General features: G+C 63.9%; 20 protein-coding genes. All 20 read left to right on the top strand.

Annotation, left to right across the window (positions count from 1 at the left end; translation table 11 throughout):
- The first annotated feature begins 9 nt into the window (after positions 1–9).
- On the top strand, positions 10–369 hold the full coding sequence (locus MY55_RS14260) for a hypothetical protein (RefSeq protein WP_043580133.1): 360 nt from the start codon (positions 10–12) through the stop codon (positions 367–369).
- A gap of 108 nt (positions 370–477) precedes the next feature.
- The gene (locus tag MY55_RS14255; protein WP_047258377.1) at positions 478–1,080 is read left to right on the top strand and encodes a hypothetical protein; all 603 of its coding nucleotides are present in this window, start codon (positions 478–480) and stop codon (positions 1,078–1,080) included.
- A 39-nt stretch (positions 1,081–1,119) separates the two neighbouring features.
- Positions 1,120–4,068 carry a hypothetical protein gene (locus MY55_RS14250; RefSeq protein WP_152681649.1) on the top strand — a complete coding sequence of 983 codons (2,949 nt, stop codon included), beginning with the start codon at positions 1,120–1,122 and terminating at the stop codon, positions 4,066–4,068.
- Positions 4,068–4,469, top strand: coding sequence for a hypothetical protein (locus MY55_RS14245; RefSeq protein ID WP_065202577.1), 402 nt, complete (start codon positions 4,068–4,070; stop codon positions 4,467–4,469). Before MY55_RS14250 ends, MY55_RS14245 begins: the two co-directional genes overlap by 1 nt.
- A 65-nt stretch (positions 4,470–4,534) precedes the next feature.
- Positions 4,535–5,269, top strand: a complete 735-nt coding sequence (locus MY55_RS14240; protein ID WP_157889325.1) for a DotD/TraH family lipoprotein — start codon at positions 4,535–4,537, stop codon at positions 5,267–5,269.
- Between the two features lie 7 nt (positions 5,270–5,276).
- Entirely contained in the window at positions 5,277–6,098 is an 822-nt protein-coding gene (locus tag MY55_RS14235; RefSeq protein ID WP_080509395.1) for a type IV secretory system conjugative DNA transfer family protein, read from the top strand.
- On the top strand, positions 6,098–7,216 hold the full coding sequence (locus MY55_RS14230) for a type IV pilus twitching motility protein PilT (protein ID WP_043580155.1): 1,119 nt from the start codon (positions 6,098–6,100) through the stop codon (positions 7,214–7,216). Before MY55_RS14235 ends, MY55_RS14230 begins: the two co-directional genes overlap by 1 nt.
- Positions 7,217–7,220: 4 nt before the next feature.
- The gene (locus MY55_RS14225) at positions 7,221–7,472 is read left to right on the top strand and encodes a hypothetical protein (RefSeq protein WP_043580156.1); all 252 of its coding nucleotides are present in this window, start codon (positions 7,221–7,223) and stop codon (positions 7,470–7,472) included.
- A gap of 7 nt (positions 7,473–7,479) precedes the next feature.
- The gene (locus tag MY55_RS14220; RefSeq protein WP_152681648.1) at positions 7,480–7,737 is read left to right on the top strand and encodes a hypothetical protein; all 258 of its coding nucleotides are present in this window, start codon (positions 7,480–7,482) and stop codon (positions 7,735–7,737) included.
- Entirely contained in the window at positions 7,737–8,651 is a 915-nt protein-coding gene (locus tag MY55_RS14215) for a secretion/conjugation apparatus DotM-related subunit (protein WP_043580163.1), read from the top strand. Before MY55_RS14220 ends, MY55_RS14215 begins: the two co-directional genes overlap by 1 nt.
- Before the next feature lie 79 nt (positions 8,652–8,730).
- Entirely contained in the window at positions 8,731–9,144 is a 414-nt protein-coding gene (locus MY55_RS14210; RefSeq protein WP_052258376.1) for a toxin co-regulated pilus biosynthesis Q family protein, read from the top strand.
- Positions 9,145–9,154: 10 nt separating this feature from the next.
- Complete coding sequence (pilN, locus tag MY55_RS14205) at positions 9,155–10,864, top strand: PilN family type IVB pilus formation outer membrane protein (protein WP_065202576.1); 1,710 nt, start codon at positions 9,155–9,157, stop codon at positions 10,862–10,864.
- A 1-nt stretch (position 10,865) separates the two neighbouring features.
- On the top strand, positions 10,866–12,149 hold the full coding sequence (gene pilO2 / locus MY55_RS14200; RefSeq protein ID WP_043580165.1) for a type 4b pilus protein PilO2: 1,284 nt from the start codon (positions 10,866–10,868) through the stop codon (positions 12,147–12,149).
- Positions 12,139–12,555 carry a hypothetical protein gene (locus MY55_RS14195; RefSeq protein WP_043580167.1) on the top strand — a complete coding sequence of 139 codons (417 nt, stop codon included), beginning with the start codon at positions 12,139–12,141 and terminating at the stop codon, positions 12,553–12,555. The genes pilO2 and MY55_RS14195 overlap by 11 nt, the downstream gene beginning before the upstream one ends.
- 51 nt (positions 12,556–12,606) lie before the next feature.
- Positions 12,607–14,322 carry a GspE/PulE family protein gene (locus MY55_RS14190; protein ID WP_047238455.1) on the top strand — a complete coding sequence of 572 codons (1,716 nt, stop codon included), beginning with the start codon at positions 12,607–12,609 and terminating at the stop codon, positions 14,320–14,322.
- Between the two features lie 14 nt (positions 14,323–14,336).
- Positions 14,337–16,256, top strand: coding sequence for a hypothetical protein (locus tag MY55_RS14185; protein WP_047238456.1), 1,920 nt, complete (start codon positions 14,337–14,339; stop codon positions 16,254–16,256).
- The gene (locus tag MY55_RS14180; RefSeq protein WP_047238457.1) at positions 16,256–17,362 is read left to right on the top strand and encodes a type II secretion system F family protein; all 1,107 of its coding nucleotides are present in this window, start codon (positions 16,256–16,258) and stop codon (positions 17,360–17,362) included. The genes MY55_RS14185 and MY55_RS14180 overlap by 1 nt, the downstream gene beginning before the upstream one ends.
- A gap of 79 nt (positions 17,363–17,441) precedes the next feature.
- Positions 17,442–18,011, top strand: a complete 570-nt coding sequence (locus tag MY55_RS14175; RefSeq protein WP_043580174.1) for a type 4 pilus major pilin — start codon at positions 17,442–17,444, stop codon at positions 18,009–18,011.
- 48 nt (positions 18,012–18,059) lie between these two features.
- A complete protein-coding gene (locus MY55_RS14170) occupies positions 18,060–19,007 on the top strand; it encodes an ATPase, T2SS/T4P/T4SS family (protein ID WP_043580176.1) in 948 nt (315 codons plus the stop codon).
- The coding region (locus tag MY55_RS14165) for a hypothetical protein (protein WP_167595300.1) at positions 19,007–20,084 on the top strand (1,078 nt) is incomplete at its 3' end. The genes MY55_RS14170 and MY55_RS14165, both read left to right, overlap by 1 nt.

The following is a 20,084-nucleotide window of genomic DNA, read 5'->3' as shown; positions in this document are numbered from 1 at the left end:
AGTGGAACAATGTTGAAGTTCAAAAAAGGAAATCTGATTCTGATGGTTGCGGTGCTGGCCTTGCTGGCGACGGAAACCTCGCTGGCGGACACGGTGGCCACCACGGCCGGCAGCTCCGGCAAGAGCCTGATGGATACCGCCAAGCAGACCAAGGATCTGATCTCCTCGTTCAAGGAAGTGATGGGCATGGGCCTGCAGCTGGTGGGCGTGATGTGCATGGGCTTCTCCGGCTGGAACATCTACGTGTCCGGCAAGCCGGGCCGCGAAGACCGCGGCCATATGAAGACGGCGCTGTTCGCCGGCCTGGGCGGCGTGATCGCCTATTTCGCGCCGGACTGGATCGGCATGGGCGGCCACACCCTGATGTAAACCCTGGCTTGCGCCGCGACCCGCCTCTGGCGGGTTTTTTATTGCCATGACATGGCGCGGTATGTGTATAATGTTTGTTATAGTATATATTTTATAAAACATTTAAATATGCTGAGCGTGCAAATATACCGCAATCGGAACTATCCCGGCGTCGACGACGGCGTGTATGCCGTTTCCGGCCGCCCAGCCGCCGGTTTCCTTGCTTCGCTGTTTGAATACCGCCGGCACGCCTGCCAGTTTTGCGGCTACCGCAGCCGCGAATTCCTGGAAGGCGAACCGCTGGACGATGACTACGGCAATGAGAGTCCGGATAACTGGTTGGTGCTGTGCCATTACTGCCGCGCCACCCAGCATGTGGGCGCGGCGCTGCGGGCCGGCGCGTTCTGGGGCGTGGAGAAGGGCCGTTCGCAAGAGGCGATCAACCGGATTTGCCGCGCGATGCCGCGGCTGGCGCGGGGCGGCCTGGGGCATAACCTGGAGCTGCACCTGGAGCAGTCGGTCAAGCTGGTGGAAAGCTATATGGGCGGGCGCGGCACGGTGGACAATCTGGCCACCTTTTTCAAGGTGCTGATGAAGAACCGGGAAGACTCCTACGAGGAAACGGTCAAGCTTCTCACCCGCAACGGCCTGAGATTGATTTTCCCCTTGTCGTACCGGCCGGACGGGGTGGAGGCGCTGCGGCGCCATGATGCGGCGCAGAGCGAGGGCTGAGGCGAGATGCCGCGGCCTGGAAGAGTGGAGAGGTGAGCAGTGACGACAATATTTGACGCGTTTGACAACTTCATGAAGCGCATACCCAAGATCCGCGGGGCCGCGCTATGGGACAAGTGCGCGTGGACCACCGGCTCGGGCAATGTCATCTCTTTGCGCGGCGGCAGCCTGATGACCATCTACAAGCTGGACGGCGCGCTGCAATCGTTCGACGGCGAGGCCTACCAGGAGCGGCTGGGCAAGCTGTCGGCGATGCTGGCCAGCCTGCCGCGGCGCTCCGGCATCGTGGTGGACATCATTTTCCAGCGCGACAAGGAAACCTCGCGCAAGGAGGTCAGGAAGCAGGCCAACAGCATACGCTCGGCCACCGCCCGGATCGGCATGGACGTCAACTTCATCCTGGACGAGCGCGAGGAGATTCTGTCGCGCACCGTGACGTCGGAGATCGCGCTGATCGTGGTCACCACCTCGCCTTCCATCCTGCCCAAGGAAATGCGCAAGGTGGCTGCCAACTGGTCCGGCGGCGAGATGGCGCAAAGCGAAAGCTTCGTGCCAGCGATGCGCAACCGCCACCTGGGGGTGTGCAAGGAATACGTGGAAGGGTTGGTCAGCATTTTCAGCCTCAAGGCGCAGCCCTTGACGCTGGAGCAGGCCATCGTGCTGGACGCCGACTTGTGGGACGGCTCCGGAGAGGGCCTCAGCCCGATCACCCCCGATTCGGTGAAGAAGACCGGCGTGTTGCCGGCGCGGGCGAAATCGACCATCGCCGGCCAGCGCGACGACATCATTCCGCCGCTGCCCGGTTTGCAGATTTTCCGCCGCCAACTGGAAAACATCCCGGAAGAAGGCGTGGCCAGGGTGGGCAACCGCTTCTATTCCAGCGGCTATTTCGAATTTCCGATTTCCCAGCCCGAGGTGTTCAACAACCTGCTGCGCATCCTGCCCACCGCGCGCATCCATGGCGAAATTCCGTTCCGGGTGGCGTTCCAGCTATTGTCCGGCAGCGCTTCCGGGCGCTTTTCCGCCAAGAAGTCGGTGGCGCAATTCCTCAAGTTTTCCACCTTCGGCGGGCAGAACTCCAAGATCGTCGACGCCATCAACGAGGTGAAGGAGCTGGAGCGCATCGGCGCCACCACCTTTGTCGGCGTGAAGATTTCGGTGGTGACCTGGGGCGGCAGCAAGCAGGAGGCGACCGACCGCTTCACCGAGCTGGCGGCGGCGCTGAACGGCTGGGGCGGCGGCCAGGTGATACAGGAATTCGGCAACCCTTGCGAGGTGGCGATGGGCACCTTGCCGGGTTTCCGCAATCTGGCGCCCGAATTGATCATGCCGTCGCAGATGCTGGCGGCCATCCTGCCGATCGAGCGGCCGGCCTCGCCATGGGGCTACGGCAATATGATGATGCTGACCGAGGACGGCAAGCTGTTCGTCTACCAGGTGGGCTCGCAGCTGCAGCAGGCCTGGGTGGATGTGATGTTCGCCACCATGGGTTCCGGCAAATCGGTGTTGCTGCAGGCGCTCAACCTGGGCTCCATTCTGCAGCCGGGCAAGGACGACATCCCGCGCATGGCCATCCTGGACGTCGGCTATTCGTCCAAGGGGCTGATCGACACCGTCAAGGCCTCGTTGCCGGTGGACAAGCAATACCTGGCGCAGCATTACCGGCTGTCGATCGACAAGCGCAACGCGATGAATCCGTTCGACACCATGCTGGGTTGCCGCGCGGCGGTGCCGGACGAAAAGGCGTTTCTCGTGGACTTCGTCACCTTGCTGCTGACGCCGGTGGGGCAGCAGCAGCCGGTGCCGGAAATCGCCGAGCTGGTGGATACGCTGGTGACCGCCGCCTATCGCTATTTCTCGATCGAAAAACCCAAGAAATACCAGCCGCGGCGCAATCCGGAGGTGGATGAGGCGCTGCAGCGCAACAATCTGCATCCGGAGGAGGAGGCGTCGTGGTGGAGCGTGGTGGACATGTTGTTCGATCGCAACGAGATCCGCGCCGCCACGGTGGCGCAGCGTTACGCGGTGCCCATCATTCCCGACCTCAGCCAGGTGATGCAGGCCACGCCCAGCATCAAGGACAACTACACCGACGCGGTGATTCCCGGCGGCTCGTCGATGCTGGATTTCTGCAACCGCATGCTGGGTTCGATCAGCAGCCGCTTCCCGCTGCTGGCCTACGAAACCGCGCTGGACTTCTCCAACGCCAAGATCGTCGCGGTGGACTTGGCCGACGTCACCGGCGGTCAGGGCGCGGCGTCGCAGAAGCAGGGCGAGGTGATGTATCTGGCGACCAGCGCCTTCCTGGCGCGCGGTTTCTATATGGATGACGAGGTGGTGCCGACCATGGATTGCCCGGGGCAATACATGGAGTACCATCGCCGCGAATTGCGCAAGAACCGCAACGAGGTGAAGCGCATCGTCTACGACGAGTTGCACAACATCAGCTCGCCGATGGTGCTGGGGCTGATCGAAACGCTGGTGCGGGTGGGACGTAAGTACAAGGTGCATATCGCGCTGGCCTCGCAGGAACATACCGACTTTCCCAAGTCCATCATGAACCTGGCCACCAATATCTGGGTGCTGCGCGCCGACTCCAAGGAAGTGCGCGATGACCTGAAAAAAACCATGGACTTGAGCGAGTACGCCGACGAGGCGCTGGCCAACCGCATCCAGGGCCTGACGCCGCTGGGCGCGCCGATGCTGCTGTACAGCCGCATCAAGGGCGCGGTGGTGGAGCGGGTGCTGTACTTCAAGCCGGGCGGGGTGGAGTTGTGGGCCTACGCCACCACGCCGGCCAATGTGGAAATCCGCAGCCAGGTGGCGCGCTTCGTCGGCTATCGCGAGGCGCTGAGCCGGCTGGCCCGGCGCTTCCCCGGCGGCGACGCGGTCAGCGAGCTGGACAAGCGCATCGACGCCTGGGGCGGCGCCAAGCGCGAGGCGGACATCATAAAAGAAATCGTAGCCGAGATTGCGGGGGGGCATTGATGGACAACGGAGTATGGCAGGACATGCTGGCCTACTGGTTCGCCGACGAGGAGGGCGATGTGTCGGTGCCGGAAGACTGGGCGCGCGAGCATGGCGGCCGGATAGGGCGGGACGCGCCGGCGGTCGGTTTTCAGGACGGGGTTTGGTATCGGCTGCACGGGTTTCTGCCTTCGCATCTGCTGCTGGCGCGGCTGATCGACATGCCGCACGAATCGTTGCTGAGCCTGTGCGAGTGGGCGGGCGCGCATCCGCGCACCATGCTGTTCCGCAAGCTGGAGCGGGTGCCGGAGCAGATCGGGCGCTGGAAGTCGGATTTCGACTATCGCCGCGGCGAGCTGGAACAGGTGTTGGGCGATGCGGATCTGGCGGCGCAGGTACTGCCGCCGGCCACGCTTCAATAAAACCGGCATGCTTTTAAAATGTTTGATATGATTACTACCAAAGTAAATATATGGAGCGCGATTTGATGAGAGCTGCTACGCCATTCCTGATCGCCGGCCTTGCTTGCGCCCTGGCCGGCTGCGCCGCGCCCGCCGCGCGGCAAGCGGCCGCCAGCCCGGAGCTGGCGATGCTGGCCAAGGCTGCCGAGGATGCCGCGCGCAGCCAGCAGCTGCTGGCGCGCATGACGGTGGTCAACAGCGGCGACAAGGCCATGCAGGACCTGAAGGCCAGCCTGGCCTCCACGCCCAGCAATGACCTGAACCGCCTGTATTCCACCGAATACGTCGGCGTGCCGCACGGCATCGTGCAGGACATCGCGCAAAGCATAGGCTGGCGCTTCGAGGAGCGCGGCTCGGCCGACGTGGACAGCATCGTCCGCATCAAGAGCGCGTCGCAGCCGGTGATCGCGGTGCTGCGCTCCATCGGCGACCAGTTCCCCTTCGTGCTGGCGGTGGATGAGAAGTCGCGCACCATCGTGCTGGACTACACGCGCTCCATCAACGATACCCGCGAGCCGAAAACCGCCTTCCAGGCTTCGGCTTCCAAGCCGCTGATCCAGAAGTATTCTATGGACGGCGGGATCTTCGCCGACCGCAAGCTGGCGGCGCGAGTGGCGGATGGCTACAAGAACCAGGGCTTCGCCGCCCAGGTCCGGCCGGCGGGCCGCAAGTTCCAGATCGCGGTGGGCCCCTATGTCGACGACGGCGCGGGCGAGCGCAAGGTGCGCGAAACGCTGGGACTGCACCAGCGGGTAGAGTGAGGCGGGCATGAGGCGCTTGTGTTGGTGGGTGTTGTCCATCGGTCTGGCGGGCGGAGCCTGGGCGGCCGACTCCATTCCGCAGGAGGATGGCGGCGCGTTGCAAAGCGCTCTGAACTGGCAGCCGAAAAGCTATCTGTCGCAAGAAGCGGCGCTCAAGGTGCGCGCGGTCTACAACGCCGGCCTGTCCTACGGCGCGCAGCTGGGCCAGGCGCGGGAGTGCGAGCGGCTGAACGCGATGCTGCAGTCGCAGGACGCGACGTTGTCGCAGGTATTCGACTTCTCCCGGCTGTTGTTGCCCGATTCGCTGCTGCCGCCGGTGCTGTCGTCATCCAAGAATACCGTGCGGCTGGAGAGCCCCACCAGCATGGTGTCTGTGGAAGCTTCGTACCGGGTGCGCGAGGATGCGCGCTTTGTCACCACCGCGCCCAGCTGGTGGGATTACATGCAGCAGCCGGTGCCGGAAGTGCGCGAGCCGGACGCGGCGCTGAAACCGGCCACGCCGGAGGAAAAGGCCGCCTGGGACGACGGCGTGCGCCAGGGCTGGGCCAGCGGCGTGGCGGCGGCCAAGGGCGCGTATGAGAGCAAGCTCGCGCAGCTGAAGGAAACCTTCAACGGCATGCTGCTGTACAAGATGCTGTGGCTCAAGCAGATGGTGGACGCGCCCAAGGTGGTCCGCCAGGAGCAGAAGGTGGTGGACGCCGACGGCGGCATCGATGTGAGGGTGTCGCGCAAGGTGGTGTCGCAGCCGGTGGTGTTCGTCAAGGACCTGCCGCGCTGGAAGGCGATCAACGATCTGGGCGCCGGCGAATTTTTCGAAGGAGGCCGCTGATGTCCGGGCATGACGACGATTTCGACAATAGCTCGAAAGTCAGCCGCGCCGATCTGGAAAGCCTGCTCAACCGCTTCTCCGACGCCAGCGACGTCTTCCTCAAGCAAGACACCTACCCGGTGGCCAAGGTGTTCGGCCGCAACCGGCTGGTGATGCAGCGGCGCCTGCAGCAGAACGAAATGCGCCAGCTGCTGACCGCGGCCTACAAGGACAACGTCAACGGTTACGACATGGTGATGGGCAAGGCGCGCTCGCTGGACTTCGTTTACGAGGGCGTGGACGGCCAGCGCTACCGGGTGGCCGTGGCGCGCGACATGCAGAGCGAAACCTCTGGCCCGTCGGCCACCTTCCGCCGCATCAAGCCGGAGCCGTGGACGCTGAAAGAGGCCGACACGCCGGAAGACCTGATCTACGTCAGCCGCACCCAGCGTTCCGGCTTGATTCTGGTGACCGGCCCCACTGGTTCGGGCAAGTCGGCGACGCTGTCGTCGCTGCTGCGCGACCACGTGGAGCGGCCGGATTCGTCCTGCATTCTGCGCACCATCGAAGACCCGGTGGAATTCGTTTACGGCAAAGTGGCGGCGCCGACGGCGGTGATAGACCAGATGCAGGTGGGCACGTCGGTGGAGAGCTTTTCCGACGGCATCCGCGCGCATTTGCGGATGGCGCCCACCCACATGCTGGTGGGCGAGGTGCGGGACGCGGAAACCGCGCAGGCGGCGATCTGGGCGGCGCAATCCGGCCACCTGGTGTACGCCACCATGCACCCGAACACCATCCCGGAGCTGTTCGACTACTGGTCCAAGTTTTTCCCGCAGGCGATGCGCGCGGTGATGATCTACAACCTGGCCACCACGCTGAAATACGTGGTGTGCCAGCACTTGGTGCCGACCACCGACGGCAAGCGCGTGCCGGTGCGCGAATGCCTGGATTTCACCAAGCTGGGCAGCGCGGGCACGGTGGCGCAGGAGATCGCCGCCAATTCGGAACGGGTATTCCAGCTGATGCGGGAGAAGGTGAACCTGTACGGCCAGCCGATGCGGCAAAGCGCGCTGGACCTGATCGAGCAGGGCCGCGTCCGGCAGGAAGACGTGATTACATACCTGATGAGCGGTTGAGCGGATGATGACACAACACAAGACTTCGACAAAGTTCGCCGAGCTGGCGAAGGCGGCTTTCGACCGCTTGCCCTACGAGGCGCTGCTGGCGGCGGTGGGCATCCTGATTTTCCTGGCCGGCGTCACGGTCGGCGCTTCTTGGGGCGGCGGCAGCGGGACGAGCGCGGCGGCGCCGGCGGACGCCAGCATCCGCTACAAGGGCAAGGATGAACAAGGCCGCCCCCATTATGTCGTGACAAAAGATTCTCTCTGGTGAGGTAGGCATGGAAGGACAATTGTGGGTGTTTGCCGCCCAGTCGCCGCGATTCACCCCCTGGCTGGATTCCAAGGCGTTTTACATACTTCCGGTGCTGATCCTGAAGTTCAACTGGTTTACGGTGCTGACGATGCTGGCCATCTTCGGCGCGCTGATCCTGTTTGAATACAAAGGCGTGCCGATCGAGCAGGCCTTCCGTTACGTCAAGGCCAAGTTCAGCGGCCGCCTGTACCGCGCGCGGCCCGCCTACCGGAGTCCGGACTGATGGCGGCGCGCAATGGAGGCGGCGGGGGCGGCGGCGACGACAAGGTGTTCGTCATCATCGCGGCGCTGGCCTTGGCTGGCCTGGCGATATATTTCGCGCCGCATTTGTGGCTGAAGTGGATGCAGAGCACCTACAGCCGCTACCTGTTTCTGGCCAAGATTCCGGTGCTGGGCGCGCCGTTCGCCCACGGCGCGGAATGGCTGCGCGAGCAGCCCACGCTGGCGCGCGCCATCGCGCTCGACTACGCGCTGGGCTGGCTGATCGCCTTGCCGATCGCGCCCTTGCTGCTCAAGCACATCCGCAAGGAGCATGCGGTGCGGCGGGTATGGTCCGGCCGCCCGGCCAACCGCCAGACCTTCAACAAGGTGATCCGCGCCCGCGGCCTGGATCCGAAGGAGCGACAGCTCTACCAGGTGGCGGAATGGATGCGCCTCAACGGCCTGGATCACGAGGCGGCGGATTTCGACGAGAAATTCCTGGCGGCGCTGGAGAAGCAGGTGGGCGAGCCGTCGAACCCGAACGATCCGCTGCTGGTGGGCTTCGCGCGCAAGCTGGGCGTCAGCCCCAAGCTGGTCAAGCTGGCCTGCGACAAGCATGCCTACCGCTCCACCGCCATGGTCAGGCTGCTGCATCACCATCGCGAGAAGAACGGCGTGGTGCGCTGCGACTGGGCGCGGCCCATCCTGTTTCGCCATGACCACCCCGAGCTGTGGGCGGCGCTGGCCAGCGTGGGGCGCAAAACGGTGTTCATGGAGGGTGTCGGGGTGATGGCGCACTATTACATGGAGCTGGCCGAGCGCAAGCCTTTGCGGGATGTGCGCCTGTATGGTTGCCTGGTGATCATGCGGCGTTATCTCAATCTGACCATCCAGCAGATTCTGCAACAAAGAGGCATGCCGGTGCCGGGTGGCTGAGCGGGTTGCGTTTTATTTGACTGGTATCATAAAAAGTTTGATATCATACCTATTAAAGTGAATCAATAAGGTTCGGGTCATGAAGCAAAAGACATTGATCGCGGCGTCGTTGCTGATGTGCGCGCTGCATGCCGAGGCGGGTTTTCTCTATCTGGACAACGACTCGGCCAAGGATGGCGGGGCCAGCGAGACTGCCGGCCCCGCCGCGGATGGGCGCGCCATCGAGTTCGGCCAGGGGCGCGGCGTGCTGAAGCTGGTGCCGGGCAAGGGGCGCATTTCGGCGGCCCTGCGCGATTACGCCAGGGCCAATGGCTGGGAACTGGCCTGGGAGATGGAGCGCGATTTCCCCATCGACTACCCGGCGACGTTCAGCGGGACATTCCTAGAGGTGATGGAGCAGGTGGCCAAATCGCTGCAGAACAGCGATACGCCGATCCGCATCAAGGTTTACGAGGCCAACAAGGTCATTCGCGTGATCCACGCGACACGCTAAGGAAACAGGCATGAAGAAGATTGTCGCCGCGTTTTGCGGAACCACGTTGCTGGCCGGTTGCGGCACGCCCGGCATGTTGCAGAAGACCGACGACCGCGTGACGGAAACGCAGCAGGTGATGCGCAGCGCCGAATCCAATCTGACCTACCCTTCGCTGCCGCTGGTGGAGCGCGATGCCGGCGCCTGGTTCGCCCAGCGCTCGGTGGTGATGGATGACATAGACAGCCTGCCGCCACGCTTCGATCAGCGCGCCAGTTTCAGCTCCGGCCGCCAGCTGCCGTTGTCGCTGATGACCGAGCAGATCGGCAGGGAACAGGGCGTCACCATCCGGCTGGCGCGCGATATCTTCGGCATCACGCCCAGCAAGAACAACGCCAATGGCGGCAGCCCGCAAGCGGGCATGCCCACGCCGCCGGCCGGCATGCCGCCGCTGCCGGGCGGAATGGGAATGGGTGGCTCGGGTGTGATGGGAGGCATGGGAGGCATGGGCGCTGCCACGTATCCCGGCGCGCAGACCCAGGACGCCGAGCCGCGGGCGCAGCTGAACTACTCCGGCACCTTGCGCGGCCTGCTGGACGCGGTGGCGAACAAAACCGGCACCAACTGGAGCTACCGCAACGGCGTGGTGGAATTCTCTCGCCTGGTGACCCGCACCTTCCAGATCAAGACCATGCCCGGCGTATCCACCTATTCGGCCAAGGTCGGCAAGAGCTCGCAAACCACGTCCGGCGGCAGCGGCGGCAGCAGTAGCGGCAGCGGCAGCGGCGGCGGCGGCGGTTCGTCGATCAACTTCGGTTCGGACTCTTCGGTCAGCATGACCTCCGAACTGCGCTACTGGGACAAGCTGAGCGACACCGTCAATAGCATGCTGTCGCCTATGGGTAAGGCGATGCCGTCGGAAATGACCAGCTCCATCACCGTCACCGACTCCGCCGACGTGGTGGAGCGGGTGCGGCAGTACATCGATGGCGAAAACGCGGTGCTGGGCCGCCAGGTGAGCTTGTCGGTGCAGGTGTTCACGGTCAGCCTCAGCGAGAAGAGCGCGGCCGGCATCGATTGGAAGCTTGTGTACCAATCGGCCAACAGCGGTTGGGGCAGCACATTCAGCTCGGCGTTCGGCAAGCCGATGGAAGGCGCCGGCCAGTTCGGCGTCACCATGAATTCCGGGCAGTTCAACGGTTCCAAGATTTTGCTGCAGGCATTGAGCCAGCAGGGGCGGGTCAGCACGGTGGTGAACACCAATGTGGTGACGCTGAACAACCAGCCGGCGCCGGTGGCCGTCACCAACAACCAGGGCTATCTGGCCAGCATCACCTCGACGCCGGGCTCCAATGGCTCGGCGCCCAGCGTCGGCCTGACGCCGGGCGTGGTGACCACCGGTTTCGTGATGAACCTGCTGCCCACCTTGCTGGACAACCGCAGCGTGATGCTGCAAGTGCAGATCGACCTGTCCGAGCTGATCGAAATCAAGGAAGCCTCGTCGGGCGGCGACAGCAGCAATAGCAGCAGCATCCAGACGCCGATCACCTCGGCGGTGCAGACCATGCAGCGCGCGTCGCTGAAGTCGGGGCAGACGCTGATTCTGAGCGGTTTCCGCCGCGCCAAGAACAACACTACCCGCAAGGGCGCGTTCAATTACGAGGGCGGCACCAAAACGGCGGAACAGGGCGACGACGAAACCATCATCGTGATCACGCCGCAGCTCACCGAGGGAGTGTGACATGGCCAGAGTGCTTTTCGGCAACCTGGCGGTCGAGGTCCAGTGGGAACCGCTGCTGGGGCTGAGCAAGGAGTCCGAAGAGGTTCGCGAACTGGCTTCGCGCCGCGGCGCCAAGCAATGCCTGGTGTTGCAGAACGCGCTGGGCGTCCGGGTGGCTGGCCTGGCGAATCTGCCGGCCAAGGGGCGCAAGAGCGAGCTTTTCGCGCTGGCCGGCTTGCTGCGGGAGGTGTCGGACGATCCGAACATCCTGTTCCTGCATCAGGATCCGGAGGACCCGTCCCGGCTGGTGCTGGTGGCGATCCACGACGGCAAGCCGATGCAGGACCGGGTCATCGCCCGCGAGGCGGCGCTGGACGCCGCGCGCCAGTTCATCCAGGAGGTCGGCACCGGCGTCACCATCCTGGGCGATATCGACGACGACATGCTGCAGGTCACTCGGCACGTCAACCTGGAAGACATCGTCACCTCGCTGACCGACGAGGAAAAGGCGGCCTACCGGCTGCAGCCGCTGCCGGGGACGCGGCTGTTGGGCGTCGCCTTGTTGTTCGTGGCGCTGGGCGTGGCGGCTGGTGGCGGCTGGTGGTGGATGCAGCAGCAGGAAAAAGACAGGCTGGCCGCGCTGGACGCGGCGGCCAGCCAGCAGCCGGACCCGATGACGACTTACCGCAACCAGATGCAGAGCGCGCTGAAGCAGGCGCCGCTCAATCATGGCGCGGCATACGCCAGGACGGTGCTGGCGGTGGTGCAGCAGTTGCCGTTCGAGGTGGGCGGCTGGCGGGTGGGCAATATTTCCTGCAAGGAAAAGGGATGCACGATCAACTGGAAGCGCCAGGACGGCGGCAACTTCCAGACCTTGCTGGAGCAACGCAAGACGGTGCAGTTCCTGGACATGGGCAGCGCGACGGAAGTCGTGCCCCTGCCGGAGGCGCAGGCCGCGCTGCAGTCCGCTCCGGTGGACGTATCAAAGTTCTACATGACGGCCGGCGTGCGGATGCAGGCGCTGGATGATATGGGGAAAACAGGCAAGAACGAGGACAAGCTGATGGCCGTGGTATTGGGCAAGGTTGACCCCTTGGTGCCGTTGCCCCAAGAGCTGAAGGGGCGGGTGGGCAAGCTGCCCGCGCTGGCCAAGGGCAGCTGGAGCATGCAGGGCCATCTGGCGTTCCTGGATTCGGTGCCGGGTTTGATGGAGCGGGCCGGCAATATGACGCTCGATGCCGTCGAGGTGACGCTCAACGATAAAAAGCCGGAATTCACGGCGAAGGGTACTTTTTATGTTCAATAAATTGCTTGTCTTGCTGTTGCTGCTGCCTGCGCTGGCCTGCGCGGAAACCATTGATTCCTTTGCCAAGAACGCGCTGGCGCCGGCTCCCGCGGCGATACCTGGCGGTTTGCCGCCCTTGCCGTCGCAGGCGCCGCCTCCGCCGGTGGTGAACAGCGGCACGGCGCTTCCGGGCAAGAACGGCTCCTCCCAGGTGTTCGACGTGGTGTTCATCCAGGGCAATGGCAAGGTGCGCAAGGCCTATCTGGTGGTGGATGGCCGCTACGGCAAGATGGTGCGCGAGGGGGATGTGGTGCAGTCGTGGAAAGTGGTGGCGGTCGGCGACGACTACGTGGACGTCGCCCATGCGGGCAAGCGTAAACGTCTGCTGATGGATGCCGGCGCGGCCAGCGGGCCTGAACAGCGTTGAACGGGAAGTGGAGAGGCAGGTCTCGCCATGTGCAGTTGGTTTTCTGAGGTAATGGGGCGCGGGGACGCCAAATCGGCCGCTTCGCCGGAGTCCCGGCAGGATGGCCGCAGCCGGCAGCCGGCATCCCAGGGTTTGGCGGTGCGCCGGATCGGCGGGCTGAAATCGGAGTCCATCCGTCACCTTGGCTGGCGGCAGGAGGGCGACCTGGTGTTGCCCGGCTATGAGAACAGCGCCTTATTGCTGGGGTCCGCCAAATCCAAGCAGTACATCCTGCTGTTGGAGGACGTGGCTTATCTGCAGCTGCGCGGCGGCGATCTGCTGCAGCGCTTCGACGCCGGCGTGCGCTCGCGCACCAAGTGGAGCTGCCTGGGCATTTACGTGGGGTCGATGGAAGAGATCCTGCTGGTGCACTCGCAGCTGCAGCAGCACAGCGTGGAATCCAGCCACCGCGACGGCGACGCCAAGACCGGCGGCTATCGCAACTTCGACCTGGTGATCGAAAAGGCGATCGATCTGCGGGCCACCGACATCCACTTCGAATTCCGCGACGGCAACCAGGTGCTGGTGCGCTACCGCGTTCACGGCAAGCTGCGCGACAGCGATCCCAAAGACCGGCTGCTGCGCGATTTCAACGCGATGATGGATGCGATCTCCACCGCCTACAACTCGCGCGCCGACTCCAGCAGCCGCAGCCACAACCACTTCGACGAAAACAAGCATCAAAGCTGCTCGATCAACATGGCTGTCCAAGGGCGCAGCTACCAGCTGCGCTTCCAGAGCGTGAAGGAAAACCGCGGGGTGGACGTGATCCTGCGGGTGCTGCTGAACGAGGCGGTGGAGAAGGACATCCTCACCCTGTCGCAGCTGGGATATTCCGACGACCAGGTGGAGGCTCTGGAAGATGCGGTGTACCGCTCGCCGGGCCTGACCATCATCGCCGGCGAAACCGGTTCGGGCAAGACCACCACCCTGCGCACGCTGATGACCTACGAGCGCGAGTCCGGCAAGAAATTCTTCTCGATCGAAGACCCGGTGGAATACATCCAGCCGCATGTCACGCAGATTCCGATTCAGCGCAAGGCGGAAGACGGCAAGAAAGAGGGTGGCGAAACGCCGTTCGGCGCGGCGGCCAAGGTGCTGCTGCGCGGGGACCCGGACAAGGTGATGGGCGGCGAAATCCGCGACGCCGAAACCGGCTCCTTCGCCAAGGCGATGACGCAGACCGGCCACCAGGTGCTGTCCACCGTCCACGCCTCCAGCGGCTTCGGCATCATCCCGCGGCTGACCGACGACGAAATCGGCATTCCGGTGCAGGCGCTGGCGGCGCCGGATTTCCTCACCGCGCTGGTCTACCAGAAGCTGGTGCCGGTGCTGTGCCCGGAGTGCAGCCTGCTGGCCGCGGAAGTGCTGGATGATGAGTACCTGATGGTGATCGCCTCGCTGGGCATAGACGTGGGCATGGTGCGGGTGATGGGGCCGGGCTGCCCGGCCTGCCGCAACCTGGGCACCAAGGGCCAGACCGTGGTGGCCGAAGTGTGCGAGGTGACGGAAGACATGCTGCCGCTGATACGCGAGGGGCGCTTCTGGGAGGCGGAGAAGGATTGGCGCGCCAAGAGCAACGGCAAGCTGTACGACCCCAGGATGCTGGGCAAGACCGCGATGGAGCATGCTCTCTACAAGATGTCGCTGGGATTGCTGGACCCGCGGGACGTGGAGTCGGCGTTCCGCAAGCTGAAAAAATACCGGCCGTTGAGTCTGGCCAATTGATTGAAGGAGCAGGGATGGCCAATGGTGATGACGCCTTCAAGAGTCTGCTGGGCAGATTCGGGTATGGCAAAGGCCCGGCCGGCAGGGCCATGGACGCCGCGCCGGCGGAGCATGGCGCGGAGGATGACGAAGCGGAGGAAGTGTTGCCGCTGGCGGTGGAGCCCGATTTGTTGCTGGACGCGCCATTGCAGCACTTTCCTGACAGCGGTTTCGGCATAAGCCTGGACAGCGTGCGGGAAGCGGTTTCCGCCGCCGGCCAGCCAGAAGCGCCGGCGATAGCGCCTGCCGAGGCCGCCGAGGAGCGAGCGCCTTTCGCGCCGCTGCGGATGGAAGAGCTGCTGGCGCCGCTGGAGCCGGTGCCGTCCAGTCCGCCCCCGGCTAGGCGCGCCGCCAGTCTCAGCGAGGAGAGGCTGGCCTTGCTGCATCGCGTGGCGCAGGAAGCGCGCGGCGAGGGCGTGCATAGCAGCGAAGAGTTCGACATGGGATACCGCGAACCGCTGGTGGATGCGGTGCGGCAACCGGTGGCGCTGGCTCAGGAACATGAAGTGAGCGAGGCGCTGCCGGTGCCATCCTGGGCGCGGATCGCGGCGGAGCGCGGCCTGTTGGGGCATGAGGCCGGCCAGGTGTTCGACAGCCTGGACGCCTTGGGCCTGGTCAATGACGACCGCTACGCCGAGCAGGCGGCTGCGTATTGGCCGGTGGAGGCGCAGCCGCAGGCGTTTGCCGATCTGGCGGCCATCGCGCTGACCGCGCGCAGCGAATTGCCGGCGGCCACCCGCAACGGCGACGGGCTTGGCCGGCACGGCTACTTCTACCTGAAGGGCGCCGCTTACGGCGTGCCGGCATTGATCGTGGCGGATGGCTCCAGCCGCGAGGCCAGAGGCCGCGTGGCGGAAATCTGCGGCGAATTGGACCAGGCCGGAAAACGCTGGCGAGTGGTTTTGCTGACCTCTTATTCCTACCGTTGGGCGCTGCGCCGCTTCCTGTGGCCGGAGATCGTCGCGGCGGGAGATGTCGGCTATGCGATGGCGGTGGCTGACGCCGCCCGCGTCTACGCCGCGCCGGCTGCGGACGGCCGGCGGCTGTTGCTGCTGGAGACGGCGCAAGGCATGGAAGCGGTAGCCATGATGGATGCCGGCGAGGCGGCGCAATGGCTGGGCGCTTTGGGCGCCGAGCCGGACCCGGCCGATGCCGGCATCTGGTGCGCGGCCGGCAAAGTCGGCGGGGAGCGCGGCAAGGCGGCGGCGCTTGCGGCGTTCGGACTTGACGACAAGATGGTGGTCAACCGCCTGGTGAAAGAGTTGTCGCGCCCCGGCGCGATTGTCTTCGTGGCGGGCGAGATGGCCGAGGCGATGGCCGCGGCGCTGATGGCGGAGGCCTGGAGCCAGGGAGTGGCTGGCGCCGCCGCCGGTTCGGCCGCCGCGTCGGGCCTGCCGTCGGTGTGGCTGAACCCGGACGCGCAAAAGCTGCGCGCCCATCACGGCCCGGCGCTGGCGGTGTTTCCGGGCCGCAACAGCACGGCTGAGTCGGCGTTGATGCTGCTTCTGGGCGAGCAGCCAGGCTGGGCCAAGGGGCGTGTCTCCATGGGCGTCAATACGGTGCGCCTGCCGGGGCTGTGTCCGATTTGCGCGTTGTCGGTGGATGCCGACCTGGCGGCGCGCGAGCTGACCGAAGTGGTCAGCAACTTCCGCAGCGCCGATTTCGGCAATGTCAAAACCCGCAATCTGCGCGAGCCCTGCTGCGGCAGCGGCTACGCCGGCGAGGTATGGCTTAGCGAGGTGTGGGACGGCAAGCTGTGCCAGCGCGATTTCGGCGTCAGCATGCTGGCCGACCTGGTGGACAAGGGCTTGCGGCCGGATCAGCGCATCAGTTCGCTGCTGTTCCAGGCGATTCAGGCCGGGCGGGTGGATTACCGTAGCGCGGGGAGCTTGTGATGCTGAACCTGATCAAGCGGTTTTTCGGCATCGCCCCGGCGCATGAGCAGAAATACGCCGGCCTGGCCAAAGCCAAGCGCAAGTTCATGAAGCTGCGCACCAAGTTCTACGGCGACCTGGCCGACTCCATCGAGGATGGCGCCAACCCATACGAGCTGTTTTCCCACAAATACATGCTGGCGCGCGAGCGCGGCAATGTGATGGCGCCATTGTTCGCCTATTGGCGCGACCGCGCGGCGTCGATGAACCTGCGCGGCGCCTGGGAGGGCACCATCCCGGCCGACGACCTGATGGTGATCGGCTCCGGCGAGCGCGGCGACCTGCCGGAAGCGCTGCGCTTTCTGGCCAAGGTGGTGAAAATCCGCGAGGGCAACGCCGAGGCGATCAAGATGGCGATCGCGCTGCCGGTATTCCTGCTGCTGCTGATGACCGGCGTCCAGCTGGGCGTGGCGTTGGGCATGATGCCCATCATGGAGCAGATCATGCCGGCGGACCACTTTCCGCTGGTGGGCAAGGTGCTGTACTACCTGTCGCAGGCCATCCGCAATTACTGGTATCTGATTTACGGCTTGCCGGGCTTGCTGGCCGTGGCTTACTTCTGGTCGCTGCCGCGCTGGGCCAGTCCGCTGCGCAATCGGCTGGATCGCCATCTGCCGTATTCGGTATACCGCGACCTGAAAGCCAGCGAGTTTCTGGTTTCGCTGGCGGCGTTGTCGCAAGCCAATACCGCGGTGTACGACGCCGTGCTGCTGCTGGAGCAGGGCGCCACGCCGTGGATGCGCTGGCACCTGGCGCGCATCCGCCTGGCGCTGACCAGCAACCGCAGCATTCTGAAGGCGATGGATACCGGCCTGTTCTCCGAGGAGATTTTCGACCGGATTTCGGAATATTCCGAACGCAGCAACTTCGAAAACGGCATCCGCAAGATAGGCCTGACCACCATCGAGGAAATCTCCGAGGTGATCAGCGCCCGCTCCGCCGTGATGCGTAACGTTTTGATCGTAGTGGTGGGTCTTTTCATCTTGCTTACTATCGCCGGGATGATGATGACGGCATTGGAGGCCGGCAACCAGATTCAGCAGATGACCGGTGGCGGCAGCATGTGATTTAGCCTTTGCCAATCGTTTTCAAAGTTTGATATAGTATATATTCCATTTAACAACTAACAAGCAAATTGGAGATCCCATGAATGCTTCGAAATGGCGTTCGGCTTCTGGCAGAAGCGGCTCGCTCAAACGCCAGGCGGGTATTGACCTGATTCAGCTGTCGGTGGCGGTGGGCATCATCGCCTTCATCCTGTCGATCGGCTTTCTCGTGGTGCCGTCAATCATGACCAACATCAAGTCGAACTCCGAGACTTCCGACTTGCAGCAGGAGGTTTCGCAAGCGCAGCGGGTGTTCGGTTCCGGCGTGCCGGCGGCCGGCTTGACTAACCAGTTGGCTATCAGCCTGAAACTGATGGCGGCGGACCGTGTGTCTGGCACCACCATCCTCAACCGTTTCGGCGGCACCGTGACCTGGTCCGCTATCGATTACTACGCCTCCAAGGACGCGGTGCAGTTGGTATCGACCGGTTATTCGTCCGAGGCCTGCTTGCGTCTGGTTCCTAATATCCAGTCGCTGTTTGTCCAGATCCAGGTCGGCACCACCACGGTGAAAGATCTGAAGGCTGGTGTTGCTTTGAATGCGGCTGCATTGGCTACCGCCTGCAATGCCTCGACGTCCAATACCCTTACCTATGCATTTTCCTTGTAATCGACAGCCCTGCGTGAACGCGCGCAGGCATGAGGGCGTGTAAAGTCCATGGCGCAACAGATCATTACCGATGTCCAGCTGCACGTGCGCGACTGGAAATCCAGCGTGCTTTTCCCCGGGCAGATCAAGCCCGGCGAGGAGTACAAGAATTTCCTGATGAAGCTGACCGAAGTGGTGCTCACCGAACAGCAGGAAGTGGGCCGGCGCACCGGCTTCACCATCACCATCGGCGGGCTGCGCTGGCGGGTGCAGCGCATGCAGCAGTACCGCTACGCCTGCCGGCTGGTGATGAACAAGGCGCCGCGCCTGAATGATCTGCGCCTGCTGGACTTTCACACCACCATGATGCAGTCGGACGAGCTGAAGAAAAGCGGCGGCCTGGTGCTGTTTTCCGGGCTGACCGGCTCCGGCAAGACCACCACCATGAATGCCATGGTGGTGAGCCGGCTGGAGAAGTTCGGCGGTTTCGCCCAGACGGTTGAAGACCCGGTGGAAATTGTTATCGAGGGCTGGCATGGCGACGGTTACTGCACGCAGATAGACGTGGCCGACTCGCCATCCGGGCAGGAATTCAATTTCGACCGCCGCTACGCGGAGGCCATCACCACCGCTCTGCGCTCCTTCCCGGCGCGGGACCGCTCCATGCTAATGATAGGCGAGGTGCGCGACGCGCATAGCGCGGCGGAGCTGTTGCGCATCGCGGTGGATGGCCACTTGGTGCTGTCTACCATCCATTCCCGAGACATCCCGTCGGCGCTGCGCCGCCTGGCGTCGCTGGCCAGAGCCGGCGGCGAGGCGCAGGCCGACGAATTCATCGCCGACTCCCTGCGCATGGTGTTTCACCAGCGCCTGGACAACGGCATTCCGCAGGTCACTTCGCTTGATCTGCGCGATCGCAAAGACCTCTCCCAATTCATCAACAAGGGCGAATACGCGCGCCTGGAGGGAGAGATAGACATACAAAGACGCAAAAACATTCAGGGCAGGGGGGCGTAATGCGCAGGAAGCAAGCGGGGGAAATGCTGATAGGCCTGGCCATTGCCGTGGCGCTGATAGGCATGGGGCTGGCGTATCTGGGCGTGCGCCAGGTCGGCGAATGGCGGGCCAGCCGCGGCCAACTGTTGGGCGGCGCGCTGGCGGACCTGGGCAAGGGCGTACAGAGCTACGTGGTGCAGCACCATGACCAGCTGGTGCTGGCCGTGCTCAATCAAACCGTGATTCCCCCGCTGAATGGGGTGGCAAACCCGTTGAGCCCGACCCCAGCTGAAATCGCCAGCGTGGTGGGCTTGCCCTCGCTTGGCACCAAGCCGCCGCTGGCTGGCGCGTCATATCAAATCGTGATCAGCGGCGACGACCCGACGCAAGGTAATAGGCAATGCGTCGCTAGTAGTCCTGGCACCTGCAATATCAACGCCTTGACCTATGTCGACAAGCCGCTGCGCCTGCCTTATCCATCGGCGAGCGACGACGTCGACTATGTCGCCGTGGCTTCCGCGGTGCAGCAGATTGGCCCGGACGGCGGCGCCGCCATGCCTCCCGACTTCAGCAAGCTGACTTTCAGAACCGCCGCCAATAGTAACTCGATACCGATTGCCAACCCCATGACTAACGTGGCGGGCATCGTGGCGGTGCGTGGCGGCTACAACCGCTCTGACCTGAATGTTTTCCTGCGGTTGGATGGCAGCAAAAAGATGCTGGGCAATCTGGATATGGGGGCGAAAAGCATTGTCAATGCCAAGGATATCAATGGTGCGGGGGCGCTGGTGATGAACGGCGACATCACCAGCAACTTCGGCAACATGAACGTGAATAGCGGCAGTGTGACCGCGGCGCTGGACGTGACCGCCAAGAGGAACTTGATTGCCAATGGCAATTTGTCCGTAGGCCAGAATGGCAATATCAACGGAAGTCTGGGGGTTAACGGAAACGCGACGGTGGGCGGTAGTGTGAATGCAGGGGGGCGCATTCAGACTGGTGAGTATTTGCTAGCTGGGCAGGTTAGCGAGGGGGACACGCAGGGGTGCAACACCCCCGGGTTGATTGCGCGTGATGCCAATGGCTTGATACTTTCTT

It is taken from the genome of Chromobacterium subtsugae (assembly GCF_001676875.1).
In the GTDB taxonomy this organism is placed as follows: domain Bacteria; phylum Pseudomonadota; class Gammaproteobacteria; order Burkholderiales; family Chromobacteriaceae; genus Chromobacterium; species Chromobacterium subtsugae.
Note: the sequence above shows the minus strand (reverse complement) of the source record. Positions and strands in the feature narration are given on the sequence as shown.